Source organism: Janthinobacterium sp. SUN120 (genome assembly GCF_030397735.1).
GTDB classification, from domain to species: Bacteria; Pseudomonadota; Gammaproteobacteria; order Burkholderiales; family Burkholderiaceae_D; genus Janthinobacterium; species Janthinobacterium kumbetense.
This window is the reverse complement of record NZ_JAPUBW010000002.1, coordinates 952,279-965,590: the sequence shown is the minus strand read 5'-3', so window position 1 is coordinate 965,590 and position 13,312 is coordinate 952,279. Positions and strand designations below refer to the sequence as shown.

The window sequence follows — 13,312 nt, the reverse complement described above, 5'->3', positions numbered from 1 at the left end:
CCTTTCCGGTGAGTGTCGTTGTCATACTCACAGGACAGGCAGCGGTGAAAAAAGGGGCCAATTTTGTAAGTTATTTTTTGCGGGCCGCGATGGTGACCCAGTACGGGCTGCGGTACAGCACGTCGACGGGCAGCATGCGCGCCAGGCTGTCCAGCACGGCGTCCGTGTCGTCGAGCTGGAAGGCGCCCGACAGGCGCAAGCCCGCCACCTGCGGTTCCACGCGCAGCAGGCCGGGGCGGTAGCGCGACAGTTCGAAGGCGAAGGCGTCGAGGCGCATGTCCTGCGCCGCCAGCATGCCGCGCGCCCACGCGTCGGCTTGCAGCGGCGCCGGCGTGGGCAGGCTGGCGTGGCTGGCGTCGAAGCGGCCCTGCTGGTTCGCCATGAGCGTGCGGACGGTGGCCGAGGGCGCGCGCGGTGTGATTTCCACCGCATGTTCGAGCACCGTCACGCGGCTGCCGTCGTCGTCGACGCGCACGGTGAAGCGCGTGCCCAGCGCGCGGATGCGGCCATGGCAGGTGGCGACGAGGAAAGGGCGGTTGCCCGCGTGGTCGGGGCGCGTCTGCACCAGTACTTCGCCGCGGCGCAGGGTCAGGCGGCGTTCGTCGGGGCCATACGCCACATCGACGGCGCTGTCCGTGTTGAGCACCAGGGTGCCGCCATCGGGCAAGGATATGTCGCGCCGCTCGCCCACGCCGCTGCGGTAATCGGCCAGTATCTCGTGGCGCGCCAGCAGCCAGGCGGCGGGCGCCGCCATCAGCGCCAGCAGCAGCTGCACGGCCACGCGGCGCTGCGGACGGCGCAGCACAGGCACGGCCAGCTCCGGCGGCAGCAGACCGGCTGTCTGGCTCACTTGCTGCACCCTGTTCCAGGCGCGCGCGTGTTCCGGGTCGAGCGCGCGCCACTGCGCACTGGCGGCCAGGTCGTCCGACGTGGCCTGGCCCGACTGCTCCAGCAAATACCATTCGACGGCCTGGCGCGCCACCTTGCGCGACAGCAGAGGAGGCGGTGGCGCGGCCGCGCTCATGGCAGCAGGTCCGGCGCCAGCAGCACGCATTCGGTCAGCGCCTCGGCCATGTAGCGCTTCACGGAGCGCTCGCCGATGCCCAGTTGCGCGGCGATGTCCGCATAGGCATGGCCTTCGATCTGCGCCAGGATGAAGACGGTGCGCACCTTCGGTTTCAGTCCGTCGAGCATGGCATCGACCGTTTGCAGCGCCTGCAGGATTTGCGCGCGCTGCTCGACGGAGGGCTGGTGCTGCTCTGGCTGCGCGGCTAGCGCATCGGCCCACGCCCGTTCCAGCGACTGGCGCCGCAAGTGGTTGATCAGCAGGTGCTTGGCGACGGTCGCCAGGTAGGCTTTCGGCGCACGCAGGGCCGGCGTCTGCGGCTGCGCGGGCACGCCGGCCAGCAGGCGCGTGAAGGTGTCCTGCATCAGGTCGGCTGCCTCGGCCGCATTGCCCAGGCGCCGCTGCAGCCAGTGTGCCAGCCAGCTGTGGTGCGCGCGGTAATGGTTTTCCAGCTGCGTGGGCAGCAGGGGAGAGGGCGCGAACGGACTGCCTGGCATGGTGGGGAAAACCTTAATGCAAATAAGAATTATTCTCATTTTAGCGCGCCGGGCGTGGCGGCGCAATGCGCTGTTGCTGCGCCGCCACGCATGGCCGTCGCGTGGCGGCGCGGCCAGTCCCGCTACAGCATGGCCAGCGCGATGGCGGCCAGCACGGCCGCGCCGCCGATGAGGCGCGCCAGGCGCATGGCCTGGTGCGGCGCGTAGGGCAGCAGCCAGATCAGCAGCAAGCCGCAGCCCGTCAGGCTGCCGACCCAGTAGACGAGGCCGTAGCCGCCGCCGGCGATGTGCATGGCCCAGGCCAGGCCGGCCGCCAGCGCCAGCCACCCCGTCCACTGCAGGCGGCGGCGCAGCGGCGCGGGCGGTTCGGCGCCGCGTCCGTGCAAGTCGGCGTAGTGGCGGTCCATCGCCAGGCACAGCGAGGACAGGCCTGCGTAGCACAAGGCAAAGACGAGGAAATTGGCTAACAGTTCCATCACGCGGCCTCCATCGTTTGCGCCGGTTTTACCGCATCCGTTGCCTTGTGTGCCTTGGCCGCCTTCACGGGCAGCGGTTTCAATTTGAACGCCGCATACGCGAGGCCCAGGCCCAGCACCAGCACCACCAGGTCGAAGGCGGCCACCGCCACGGGGCCGCGGCCCAGGAAAAGGGTCACGCCCAGGTGCGATTCGGTGGTGAAGACGTTCAGCACGGGCAGCGACGCCAGCAGGACGGCACCGGCGGCCAGCTGCATGCGCCACATGGCGCGCGACGGACGCAGCTGCGCAATGATGGCGGCCAGGGCCCAGGCGCCGAAGAAGCAGGCGATTTCCTCCTGCGGCCGGTCTTCCATCGTCACCGACAGCAGGCGGTTGGCCCAGAAATAGGCGCCGAAGGCGATCGGGATGCCGGCGATGGCGCCGATGTTGAGCGCTTCCACCAGGCGCAGGCCGAAGCTGGCGCGCTTGCCGGCGGCCAGCGCCTTGGCCTGCTTCTGGCGCGTCTTGACGGCCCACAGCAAGGCGCCCGTGGCGACCATGGCGCAGCCGGCCAGGCCGGACAGGAAGAACAGGGCGCGCAGCAGCGGTCCGCCGAAACGGGCGATGTGCAGGCCATACATGACGCCGTGCGTGGCCGCCGCGCCGGGCAGCGCGTCGCCGTCGGTGGCCAGCAGCTTGCCGGACACGCCATCGAATTCCAGCGACGGCTGCTTCGACGACATGTCGCGTCCGGACGCGCGCGACAGCGTCACGGTGGCGTTGGCGTCGCCCGGATTATTCACGGAGATGCGCTCGACCTTGCCGCCGCCCCAGTGCTGTTCCGCCTGGCGCACGAGGGGCGCGAACGGCGTCAGCGGCGCGGCCACGCCGGCCGCCTTGCGCTCGTCCGAGCGGCCCGGGAAGGCTTCGGCAAAGAAGGCATCCTGGTCGCCCTTGTAGGCGGCCGTGGCGCCGGACGGCATGTACAGGAACATCAGGGTGACCAGGCCCGTGTAGGTGATCATCATGTGGTAGGGCAGGGCCAGCACGGCCGTCACGTTGTGTGCGTCCAGCCACGAGCGCTGGCCCTTCTTCGGCCGGAAGGTGAACAGGTCCTTGAAGATGCGCTTGTGCGTGACGATGCCGCTGATGATGGAGACGAACATGAACATGGCGCAGAAGCCCACGATCCAGCGGCCCCAGATGGCAGACATGTAGTGCAGGTCGAAATGCAGGCGGTAGAGGAATTCGCCGCCCCGCGTCTCGCGCGGCTTGGACAGCACTTCGCCCGTGGCCGGGTCGGCTTTTTCGCTATGAAAATTGCCGCGCCGTCCGCGTTTCTTTTCGCCCGGTTGCGACGGTTTGCTCCAGCCCAGCTGCGTGGCGGGATTGCGTTCGCCGGGCAGGCTGATGAACCAGCGCGTGGCGCCCGTGGCCCGCTCCTCCATCGCCTGTTGCGCGACCTTGGCCGCCACTTCCGTCGTCACTTCGCTGGCGGCGGCGCCATGCAGTTCGGGCTGCATCCACAGGGTGATTTCATTGCGGTAGTAGCTGGCCGTGCCGGCGCAAAACACCAGCAGCAAGATCCAGCAGACGAGCAGGCCGGACCAGGTGTGCAGCCATGCCATCGACTGGCGGAAACCTTCTTTCATGCGAGACTCCAGGATAGTGCGTCCATCCACTGCAGGATGGCGGCGATGACGGCGGCGGGAATCAGAAGGCCCAGCCAGGCGCGCAGGGCGCTGCGCGTGGCGAAGACCCACATCACGGCGCAGGTATAGATGGCAAACGACAGCAGGGTGGCCGTCATGACGGCTTCGGAGCGGGCCATGGGCAGGCTCACCGACAGCAGCATGGTGACCAGCGCGGCCAGCACGTAGCCGCCAACGATGGCCGCCACGCTGCGCGAAGCCACGCCGAGGCGGTACACGGCCCCGGCGGAGAGCCGCAGGCGCGGCATTTTTTCAGTGGTGGCTGGCGCTTGCATGGTCAGTCGTGATCCTTGCTCGGTGGCAGGGCCGGGCCGGCCGGCAGCGGCGTCACGCCTTGCGGCTGCACCAGGCTCAGGGTCGTCACGAACATGGCCTTGTCATAGGCTTGCGCGCCGCGCTGGCCGGCCGTCTTGTCCGTGTGTTGCACTTCCAGCACATAGGTGCCCTTCCATGGCAGCGGGAAGCTGACCAGGCCTTGCGCATCGCTCCACACTTCCTTGCCCCAGCCCGACTGCACCACGGCGTTGACCTTGGCTTGCGCCAGCGGCTTGCCCTGGTAGCTGACCTGGAACTGGCCTGGTTTGCCGGTCGGCACCAGGTCCAGGGTCAGCGCGGGCGCTTGCGCCTTGCCGTCGGCGACCAGGCGCGCGGCCGGGACCCACACGGTGCGCGTGGCCTTGCCATCCTTTTTCTCTTCCCACGACGGGTAGTTGTCTTCCTCGACGATGATGCTTTCGCCGGCGCCCACCTTGCCATTCAGGATGAACGCGCCGGCCGTCTTGCTCGCCTGCAACGGTTGCGCGCCCTTGGCGGACACCCACGTCACGTTCTTGATGCTGAACTTGTCCAGCAAGCCGGGCGAGGCTTCGCGCAGGTTGTCGCCGAATTCGCCGAAGTACACGCTGGCCGTCTTGCCGTCCTGCTGCAGCCAGATCTGGTGCGCGCTGGCCGCGCCGGAAACGAGGGCCGCGCCCAGCAGGGCGGCGGCGAGGGCGCCGAGGCGCGCGATGGAAGTGAGGTGCATGGTGTATGCCTTAGTTTGTGGTGAGAAACGTGGTTGTCGCAGCGGTGCAAAGTACCGAAAAGTGGCGGCGGCAGCGCCGGCCAGCGAACGTGCTCGCGCCATGAAACGACCTTTTTGCGTTATCGATATGGGAAGGCTTGCTTGGCAGGGATGCCTGGCTGGCGCAGCGTGTCATCCAGCTGCGCATCGGCCATGCCGTCCTGGCCGGTCGATGGCAGGCGGGATATGCGAGATGCAGACTCCGAATGGAATCCAAATGTGAATGAGAACTATTCTTATTATAGTGCGAGGTTGCGAGACATGCAAGAGTGTGATGTTGTAAACGCGCACGGCCACCGCAGTGACGCGGCGGCCGTGCGTGCGCGGGAGCGCGGAGTTTACAGCTGGCCGCGCAGGGTCAGCATGGCGTTGCGCGGTTCGCCATAGAAGTTGGAACCATACGCGGCCCACACGCGCGTGTAGTATTTTTTGTCGAACAGGTTGTTCACCGTCAACGACAGCTCCAGCGTGGGACTGAGGCGGTAGCCCGCCTGCAAGCCCACCGTGGTGACGGGGCCCTGTTCGAATTTCACGGGCCCGTTCAGGCGGTACATGCTGCTGACGCTGCGCAAGCCACCGCCCACGCTGATCTTGTCGAGCGCGCCGGCGAGCCGGTAATTGGTCCACAGGTTGAAGTTATGCCGTGGCGCGATGAAGGAATACAGTTGCGCTTTCTGGTCATCGCTGCCTTCGAGGGTGCGCGTGCTGGTGTAGGAATAGCCGCTCGTGATGTTCCAGCCCGGCAGGGGGCTGCCGCTCAGCTCGGCTTCCAGGCCCTGGCTGCGCATCTTGCCGGCGCCGATGGAAAACAGCGGGTTGGCCGGATCGGGCATGTCGCGGTTCTCGTCTTCCATGCGGAACAGGGCCGCATGCGCATTGACGTTCTTGTCGAACAGCTGCGCCTTCAAGCCCAGTTCGAATTGCTGGCCCGTGCGCGGCTTCAGGGTTTGGCCTGCTGCGTCCGTGGTGGTCTGGGGCGAGAAGATGCGCGTGTAGCTGCCGTAGGCCGATACCTGCTTGTCGAGCTCATAGACCAGGCCTGCGTACGGCGTGAACTTGGCCTTGATGGTGTTGCTGACGTCGGTGAACTGGTTGAAATACGTATTGCGGCTGACGGTATGGTTATTTCGGTGCGTCAGGCGCCCGCCCAGGTTGACGGCCAGCCGGTCCGTTGCCTGCAGGCGGGTGCGCGCATACAGGCCGAACTGTTTGGTGCGGTTGTCGTTGCCGTCGGTAAAAGTGTAGCTGGGCTGGGGGATATTGTTATCCGGATGGAAGATGTTGATCGGGGTGTCCTTGCCGCCGCCGTAGCGGAAATTCTTGTGCACCTGGCGGTAGTCGGCGCCCACGATCAGGTCGTGGCTACGGCCGAACGCCTGGAAGGGCGTGGCCAGGTAAGCATCGAGTCCCTGCGTCTTCCAGTGGCTGCGGTAGCTCCAGGTGATCAGGCAGCTGTCGCCCGTGACAGGGTCTGCCGAACAATCGGACCAGCCGAAATGGCGCGATGGTTCGTCCTGTTCGCGGGACAGGGCGGTCACCTTGAACTGGCCGCCGTTGTCCAGCTTGTGATCGAGTTCGGCAAAATATTCCGTGACCTTTTCCGTGATGTGGTTCCAGGCCGGATCCAGGTAGGTCGAGCGGGGCACGTCCAGCAGGCGCCCGTCTTCATAGGCGGGCAGGCCGAAGGCGGGACGGCCCTTGTATTCCTGCCAGGTGACGCCGCCCGTCAGCACGGTGCCCGGCGCCAGGTCGATGGCGACGGTGCCGTACAGCAGCGGTTTTTCCGCATACACGTGGTCGACGAAGGAGCGCCGGTGTTCATACGCGGCCACCAGGCGGCCGCGCACCTTGCCATCCGCGCTCAGGGGGCCGGTGACGTCCGCTTCCGCATAGTAACGGTCCCAGGAACCCGCGCTGAGCACGCCGCTGGCGGCGAAGGTGTCGCGCGCCCGCTTGCGCACCAGATTGATGGTGCCGCCCGGGTCGCCCGCGCCCTGGAACAGGCCGGCGGGGCCGCGCAGCACTTCCACGCGGTCATAGATGGCCAGGCCGTAGCCGGCCGACAGGTCGTTGCCCGTGCTGGCGGGCGTCATCACGCCATCGACCTGTACCGCGTCGAGCGCATGGCCGCGCGAGTAAAAATTGCCGTGGTTGCCGCCCGTGCTGCTCGCTTCGACGGTGATGCCCGTCACGCCGCGCATGGCGTCGTCCAGGCTCAGCAAATTCTGGTCGTTCAGCTGCTGGCGCGTCAGCACGGAGATGGACTGGGGAATGTCGCGCAGGCTTTGCCGGCCCTTGCCGATGCTCACCGCTTGCGCCGCATACGACTTCGTCAGTTCGGTATCGATGGTCGCGTCCTGGCGCGCGCTGACGGTGATTTCCGCCAGGGTCGCCACCTTGCCCGTGGCGGCGGGCGCGGGGCGGATGATGACGCTGTTGCCGTCGATGCTGGCGGCCAGGCCGCTGCCGGCCAGCAGGCGCTCCAGGCTGTCGGCCACGCTCAGGGTGCCGCTGACGGCGGGTGCCGTCTTGCCGGCCACCAGTTCCGGCGCAAACAGCAGTTGCAGATTGGCTTGCCGTGCCAGTTCATTCAGGGCTTGCCCCAGCGGTTGGGCGGCGATGGCCAGTTTGACGGGGGACAAGGTTTGCGCCTGTGCCAGGGGGATGTTGCCCAAGGCCAGCATGGCGGCCAGGGCGAGGGGAGCGGGTGTCAGATTGAGGCGGGGGGACCACATGTTGCATTTCTCCAGGTTAATTTATTGTCGATTAACTTGGTAGACGCGGCAGCGGAGAAAACCCTCACCTGCGAATGCGAATTATTTTCATTTATTTTTTTGCAGTTGCATGGCCGGCGCCTGCGCGGCGGCTTTCGGCGCCATGCCGATGGTGCTGACGGTGCCGCTGCGCACGATCTGCACGGGCAAGAGTTGCGGCAGGGCAGCGGCGAAACGGTCCAGCTGGGTCAGGCTGAAGCTGCCGCCGATGCGCAGCCTGGCGACGGCGGGATCGTGCACGACGAAGCCCGTGTCGCCATAGCGTTCGAACTCGGCCAGCGCCGCGCCCAGCGGCACATTGTCGAAGGTGACCCTGCCGTCGCGCCACGGCGCCACGCTGCCCGGGGCCAGGCTGGCGATGGCCGACAGGCGGCCGCTGGCATCGCTGCTGACGCCCTGGCCGGCCCGCAGGTCGACCCGGTCTTGCCGCGCACCCGCCACGCGCACCTGGCCATGCTGCACGGCCACGCGCAGCTTGCCGTCGTGTTCGAGGGTATTGCGCACGGAAAACTGCGTGCCTACCACCGTCACTGTCAATGGACCGCTGAGCACGTCGAAGGGCTGGCCCTGCTTCGATTGCACCTGGAACAGCGCTTCGCCGTGCGCCAGGCGCACTTCGCGCCGCTGGCGGTACAGGGTGACGTGCAGCTGTGTGGCCGTATCGAGCTGCAGCTGGCTGCCGTCGGGCAGCGCGACGGCCAGGCGCTGGCCGCGCACGGTGGCATATGACTGGCTGAACACGGCTTGCTGTTGCCACCACTGGTAGCCGCCCGCGCCCACGCTCAGCAGCAGCATGGCGGCGGCCGCATACGGCAGCGCGCGCAGGGAGCACAGAAACGGGCGGCGCGGCAATGGCGCCGCAGCCGGGGGCACCGCCCAGCGCGCGGCGACTTGCGCGGGAATCCGCCGCGCTGCGCGGTGGGTCTGCTGCAGCTGCGCATATGCCTGCGCGTGCAACGCATCGGTCGCCAGCCAGGCGGCAAACGCCGACTGGCCCTGCGCATCGAGGTTGCCGTGCCGGCTGAACCAGGTGGCGGCCGCCAGCGCCACGTCATCTTGTGTGGCGGCAAAGTCGGCGTACTCGCGCAAGTCCGCCTGCTCCTGGGCAGAGGGGCCGAAATCATGGCGGGGCGAGTGGGCGGTCATGGGCGCCATTATGTGGCTTCCCGCAAAGAATGCAACTGCGCCTGGCAACTGAGCATGCCGCGCGCGATATGTTTTTCCACCATGCTCACGGAAATGCCCATGCGCGCGGCGATTTGCGCGTGCGGCAATTCCTCGAACACGTGCAGCACGAAGGCGTCGCGGCAGCGGGGCGGCAAGGCGTCGATGGCGGCCACGCAGGCTTGCCAGTCCTGGCTGCTTTCCAGCGCCTGTTCCGGCTGCAGATGACGGGGGGCGGCCGGATGCGCGGCCTCCGGCAGGGCGTCGAGCTCCTCGTGCTGGCGCAAGGCGGCGCGGCGGTGCTTGTCGATCAGCAGGTTGCGCGCCGTGCGGTACAGCAGCGCGCGCGGTTCGCGCACGGCCGCTTCGCCCAGCACGCGCGCATAGCTTTCCTGCACCAGGTCGGCAGCGGCCTCGCGGTTGCGCAAGCTGCGCCAGCAAAAGTTCAACAGTTCTTGGTAATAGCGTGCAACCACGGCGTCCGATGTATGAGTCCGCAGCCAGGAATGCCGCATATGAGAATGATTCTCATTATATGTCATGCCGGGATGTGGCGCTAAGCGGCTTGGCGCACCGTGGCAGATGTACAACGCTTTGCCGCTTGCCTGGCATGCGTTACCATCGGAAGTTAATAAGGAGGCAAGATGGCTATTCAAATCATCAATACGGCGCCGGTAGCGGGCCAGCGGCCCGGCACTTCGGGCTTGCGCAAGAAGGTGGCTGTCTTCAGCGCACCGCAATACCTGGAAAATTTCGTGCAGAGCGTTTTTGACACGCTGGGCGACTGCCGCGGCCAGACTCTGGTGCTGGGCGGCGACGGACGTTATTACAACCGCGCGGCCATCCAGACGGTGCTGCGCATGGCGGCCGCGCACGGTTACGCGCGCGTGCTGCTGGGACAAGGCGGCATCCTGTCGACGCCGGCCGTCAGCTGCGTCATCCGCAAGCATGGCGCCAGCGGCGGCCTGATCCTGTCGGCCAGCCATAACCCGGGCGGCCCCGATGGCGATTTCGGCATCAAGTACAACATCGCCAATGGCGGCCCGGCGCCCGAAAAAGTCACCGAGGCCATGTTTGCGCGCACGCAAACGATCACCGAATACCGCATCAGCGACGCTGCCGACATCGACCTCGATGCCCTGGGAGTGGTGCGTATCGAACAGATGACGGTCGAGGTGATCGATCCGGTGCTCGATTACGCGGAACTGATGCAGCAGCTGTTCGACTTCGACGCCATCCGCGCCCTGTTCGCGGGCGGCTTGCGCATCTGCTTTGACGGCATGCACGCCGTTTCCGGCCCGTATGCGACGGCCATCCTGGAAGGCATGCTGGGCGCGCCCAAGGGCAGCGTCATCAACGGCGTGCCCTTGGCCGATTTTGGCGGCGGCCACCCGGACCCGAATCCCGTCAACGCGCAGGAATTGATCGCCATCATGGCGGCCGACGATGGGCCCGACTTCGGCGCCGCCTCGGACGGCGATGGCGACCGCAATATGATCGTCGGCCGCCGCTTCGACGTGACGCCCTCGGACAGCCTGGCCATCCTGGCCGCCAACGCCACTGTGGCGCCCGGCTACCGCGCCGGGCTGAAAGGCATCGCCCGCTCCATGCCCACGTCGGGCGCGGCCGACCGGGTCGCCAGCGCGCTGGGCATACCGTGCTACGAGACGCCGACTGGCTGGAAGTTCTTCGGCACCCTGCTCGACGCGGGCCTGGCTACCTTGTGCGGCGAAGAAAGCTACGGCACGGGCTCGAACCACGTGCGCGAAAAGGATGGCCTGTGGGCCGTGTTGTTCTGGCTCAACCTGCTGGCTGAGAAAAAGCAATCGGTGGAAGAGATCGTGCGTGCCCACTGGGCCACCCATGGCCGCAATTACTATTCGCGCCACGATTACGAAGACATCGACAGCGCCGGAGCGGCGCAGCTGATGGACGCCGTGCGCGGCCAGCTAGCCGCCTTGCCGGGCCAGGCGCTGGGCGGCTACACGGTGGCGCTGGCCGACGATTTCAGCTACACGGACCCCGTCGACGGCTCGGTGGCGACGCAGCAGGGCATCCGCATCATCATGACGGACGGCGCGCGCATCGTGCTGCGCCTGTCCGGCACGGGTACCGAAGGCGCCACCCTGCGCCTGTACCTGGAGCGCTACGCAGCCGATCCGGCTCAGCATGACTTGCCGACCCAGCAAGCGCTGGCGGGGCTGATCGCCGTGGCGGAAACAGTGGCGCAGATCCGCGCACGCACGGGGCGCGACGGGCCGACGGTGACGACGTAAAAAAAGGGCGCCCTCGGGCGCCCTTTTGCGTTACATCAAACCGGCATCACGCTTTCGCCGGGATGACCGCCTGGCGGTAGTTATCCACCATCTTGTAGCGCTTCGCATACAGGCCGAAGGCCAGCATGGCGACGGCGGCGAAGGCGGCGAAGAAGAACATCTGGAAGGCCGTTACGCTGATGCCGCTCTCGGCGATCTTGCCGATCACGCCTTCGTTCATGACGCTGCGGTTGACGATCAGCACCCACAGGTTGCCCACCGTGGTCGACAAGTTCCAGAAGCTCATGATGGCGCCCTTCATGGACACGGGCGCCTGGCTGTACGCAAACTCCAGGCCCGTCGCCGAGACCAGCACTTCGCCGAACGTCAGCAGGGCGTACGGCAGGATCTGCCACATGATGGAGACGGCGTTGCCGCTGTCGAGCGCCAGCTGCAGCAGACCGATGACGATCCACGCCAGCGAGGAAAAGCCGATACCGGCCGTCATGCGGCGCAGGGCCGTCGCTTCCAGGCCGAAGCGGTTCAGCATCGGGTACAGCACCAGGTTGTTGAACGGGATCAAGAGCATCACCAGCATCGGGTTCAGCGCCTGCATCTGCGCCGGCAGGAACCAGCTTGGTTTTTCCATGGTGTTCGCTTGCACGATCCACGTCGAGGCCTTCTGGTCGAACAGCGAGAAGAACGGCGTGACGAGGGCGAAGATGACGAGGATGCGCAACACGGCGCGCACGCCTTCGACGGCTTCGTCAGGGTGGATGCCGCGTGCGCGTTCCAGCTGCATGGCCGTGCCGATGCTGCCGAAGGCCAGCAGCAATACCAGTGCGGTACACGCAGAAATCACGAAGCCCCATTCGGGAATGCTGTAGAACGCATACAGGGCGCCGATCACGCCGACGTAGGCCACGTACAGGCCGGGACGGGAACCGCCGTCGACGCGCGCCAGCAAGGCCGTGCGGGCCACGCGGGTGAACGAGTCGGGATTCGGCGGCGCCGGCGGCACGTGCACGTATTTCTTGGCGCCCATCCAGAAGACGATGGTGGCGGCCAGCATCATCAGGCCGGGGATGCCGAAGGCGATCGACGGGCCGAAGTCGCGCAGGAACATCGGCATCAGCAGCGAAGCGAAGAAGGAGCCGAAGTTGATGATCCAGTAGAACAGGTCGAATACCAGCTTGGCCTTGTGCTTGTTGGTCTGGTCGAACTGGTCGCCGACAAACGAGGCCACCAGGGGCTTGATGCCGCCGGAACCGAAGGCGATCAGGAACAGGCCGAAATAGAAGCCGTTGACGCTGTTTTCAAACAGGGCCAGGCAGGCATGGCCGGCGCAATACACGAGGCTGAGCCAGAAGATGGTGTTGTACTTGCCAAAGAAACGGTCGGCCAGCCAGCCGCCCAGCAGCGGGAAGAAGTACACGCCGATGACGAAGGTGTGGAAGACGTGCTTGGCTTCGCCCGTGCGCTGGTCGATCGGGATCATCAGCAGCAAGGTGCTGATGAGGAATGGCGTCAGGATGTTGCGCATGCCATAGAAGCTGAAGCGTTCGCAGCCTTCGTTGGCGATGATGTACGGTATTTGCCGCGGCATTTTGCCCGTGGCGGTTTGTGTCTCGGCCGATGACATTGGCTCTCCCCCAAGTTTTTTTTGTAAGCCGCGATGCTAAGGCCTGCCGCGTTTGCTTGCAACAGAAAAAACGGCCTGCCCGCTATTTCGCAGAGATTTGTAAGGTATTGATTTTCATAAAGACATTACTTTCGGCACTTGCGCGTGCCGGGCGGGGCAGCCACAGCTGCATTTGCAGCATGCCATCCGATGCGGGACAGTCTTCCAGGGTAAAACCGCAACCGAGGTACAGGGTCAATGCCGCGTGGCTGTCCTGCGCCACGGCCAGGCGCACGCGGCCCAGTTCGGGAATGGTGCATGCATGGGCGATGGCGGCCTGCACCAGTTGCCGTCCCGCGCCGCGCCCGCGCGCCTGCGGCGCCACGTACACGCCCCACAGGCTGGCCTTGTCATGCACGACGGCAATCGGTTCGCGGCGCAGGCCTGCCAGCGCGATCAATTGTTCCTCGTCGAAAGCGCCAAATATTATTTGGTGGGAAGTGGCGCGCAAGCGCTGGGCTATCTGTGCCAGCGGCAAGCCGCTTTCCGCCGCATGCGTGGTGCAGAAGGCGGCGGGCAGTTCGGCGATGCCGGCCAGGCGCAGCGCGCGGTAGGCGGCAACGTCGTCTGGCGCGAGGGGGCGGACAGTGATGGCTGGCATGTGGGCGAGTATCGGGCTTCGATGCCAAAAAGTAAAGCTTG

12 protein-coding genes are annotated in these 13,312 nt (G+C 66.2%); 1 reads left to right on the top strand and 11 read right to left on the bottom strand.

Translation table 11 applies throughout. The annotated features are described in order from the left end of the window. Positions 1-70: 70 nt before the first annotated feature. The 9 genes from O0879_RS14080 to O0879_RS14040 form a co-directional block, all read right to left on the bottom strand. The gene (locus O0879_RS14080) at positions 71-1,024 is read right to left on the bottom strand and encodes a FecR domain-containing protein (protein ID WP_289916941.1); all 954 of its coding nucleotides are present in this window, start codon (positions 1,022-1,024) and stop codon (positions 71-73) included. After that, positions 1,021-1,563: a sigma-70 family RNA polymerase sigma factor gene (locus tag O0879_RS14075; protein ID WP_289916940.1), complete on the bottom strand. Its 543-nt coding sequence runs from the start codon at positions 1,561-1,563 to the stop codon at positions 1,021-1,023. Before O0879_RS14075 ends, O0879_RS14080 begins: the two co-directional genes overlap by 4 nt. 122 nt (positions 1,564-1,685) lie before the next feature. Further along, positions 1,686-2,039 (bottom strand): DUF3325 domain-containing protein, encoded by a 354-nt coding sequence (locus O0879_RS14070; protein WP_289917870.1) that lies wholly within the window; start codon positions 2,037-2,039, stop codon positions 1,686-1,688. Then, on the bottom strand, positions 2,039-3,673 hold the full coding sequence (locus tag O0879_RS14065) for a PepSY-associated TM helix domain-containing protein (RefSeq protein WP_289916939.1): 1,635 nt from the start codon (positions 3,671-3,673) through the stop codon (positions 2,039-2,041). The genes O0879_RS14070 and O0879_RS14065 overlap by 1 nt, the downstream gene beginning before the upstream one ends. Then, positions 3,670-4,008: a DUF3649 domain-containing protein gene (locus O0879_RS14060; RefSeq protein ID WP_251350631.1), complete on the bottom strand. Its 339-nt coding sequence runs from the start codon at positions 4,006-4,008 to the stop codon at positions 3,670-3,672. The genes O0879_RS14065 and O0879_RS14060 overlap by 4 nt, the downstream gene beginning before the upstream one ends. 2 nt (positions 4,009-4,010) lie before the next feature. Beyond that, positions 4,011-4,757, bottom strand: coding sequence for a DUF4198 domain-containing protein (locus tag O0879_RS14055; protein ID WP_289916938.1), 747 nt, complete (start codon positions 4,755-4,757; stop codon positions 4,011-4,013). A gap of 377 nt (positions 4,758-5,134) precedes the next feature. Then, positions 5,135-7,531 carry a TonB-dependent receptor gene (locus tag O0879_RS14050; RefSeq protein WP_289916937.1) on the bottom strand — a complete coding sequence of 799 codons (2,397 nt, stop codon included), beginning with the start codon at positions 7,529-7,531 and terminating at the stop codon, positions 5,135-5,137. 87 nt (positions 7,532-7,618) lie between these two features. Further along, positions 7,619-8,725, bottom strand: a complete 1,107-nt coding sequence (locus O0879_RS14045) for a FecR domain-containing protein (protein ID WP_289916936.1) — start codon at positions 8,723-8,725, stop codon at positions 7,619-7,621. Next, positions 8,725-9,210 carry a sigma-70 family RNA polymerase sigma factor gene (locus tag O0879_RS14040; protein ID WP_289903810.1) on the bottom strand — a complete coding sequence of 162 codons (486 nt, stop codon included), beginning with the start codon at positions 9,208-9,210 and terminating at the stop codon, positions 8,725-8,727. The genes O0879_RS14045 and O0879_RS14040 overlap by 1 nt, the downstream gene beginning before the upstream one ends. A gap of 168 nt (positions 9,211-9,378) precedes the next feature. Between O0879_RS14040 and O0879_RS14035 the strand changes: the two genes are divergently transcribed. Beyond that, positions 9,379-11,010, top strand: a complete 1,632-nt coding sequence (locus O0879_RS14035; protein WP_289916935.1) for an alpha-D-glucose phosphate-specific phosphoglucomutase — start codon at positions 9,379-9,381, stop codon at positions 11,008-11,010. Positions 11,011-11,056: 46 nt separating this feature from the next. Here O0879_RS14035 and O0879_RS14030 read toward each other — a convergent pair whose 3' ends face one another. Continuing rightward, positions 11,057-12,595 (bottom strand): oligopeptide:H+ symporter, encoded by a 1,539-nt coding sequence (locus tag O0879_RS14030; protein ID WP_289903813.1) that lies wholly within the window; start codon positions 12,593-12,595, stop codon positions 11,057-11,059. Between the two features lie 118 nt (positions 12,596-12,713). Further along, positions 12,714-13,271 (bottom strand): GNAT family N-acetyltransferase, encoded by a 558-nt coding sequence (locus O0879_RS14025; protein WP_289916934.1) that lies wholly within the window; start codon positions 13,269-13,271, stop codon positions 12,714-12,716. Positions 13,272-13,312 lie beyond the last annotated feature (41 nt).

Coding starts and splice junctions, on each gene's coding strand:
- O0879_RS14080 (WP_289916941.1), bottom strand. CDS start 1,024: ATGAGCGCGGCCGCGCCACCGCCTCCTCTGCTGTCGCGCAAGGTGGCG.
- O0879_RS14075 (WP_289916940.1), bottom strand. CDS start 1,563: ATGCCAGGCAGTCCGTTCGCGCCCTCTCCCCTGCTGCCCACGCAGCTG.
- O0879_RS14070 (WP_289917870.1), bottom strand. CDS start 2,039: ATGGAACTGTTAGCCAATTTCCTCGTCTTTGCCTTGTGCTACGCAGGC.
- O0879_RS14065 (WP_289916939.1), bottom strand. CDS start 3,673: ATGAAAGAAGGTTTCCGCCAGTCGATGGCATGGCTGCACACCTGGTCC.
- O0879_RS14060 (WP_251350631.1), bottom strand. CDS start 4,008: ATGCAAGCGCCAGCCACCACTGAAAAAATGCCGCGCCTGCGGCTCTCC.
- O0879_RS14055 (WP_289916938.1), bottom strand. CDS start 4,757: ATGCACCTCACTTCCATCGCGCGCCTCGGCGCCCTCGCCGCCGCCCTG.
- O0879_RS14050 (WP_289916937.1), bottom strand. CDS start 7,531: ATGTGGTCCCCCCGCCTCAATCTGACACCCGCTCCCCTCGCCCTGGCC.
- O0879_RS14045 (WP_289916936.1), bottom strand. CDS start 8,725: ATGGCGCCCATGACCGCCCACTCGCCCCGCCATGATTTCGGCCCCTCT.
- O0879_RS14035 (WP_289916935.1), top strand. CDS start 9,379: ATGGCTATTCAAATCATCAATACGGCGCCGGTAGCGGGCCAGCGGCCC.
- O0879_RS14030 (WP_289903813.1), bottom strand. CDS start 12,595: ATGCCGCGGCAAATACCGTACATCATCGCCAACGAAGGCTGCGAACGC.
- O0879_RS14025 (WP_289916934.1), bottom strand. CDS start 13,271: ATGCCAGCCATCACTGTCCGCCCCCTCGCGCCAGACGACGTTGCCGCC.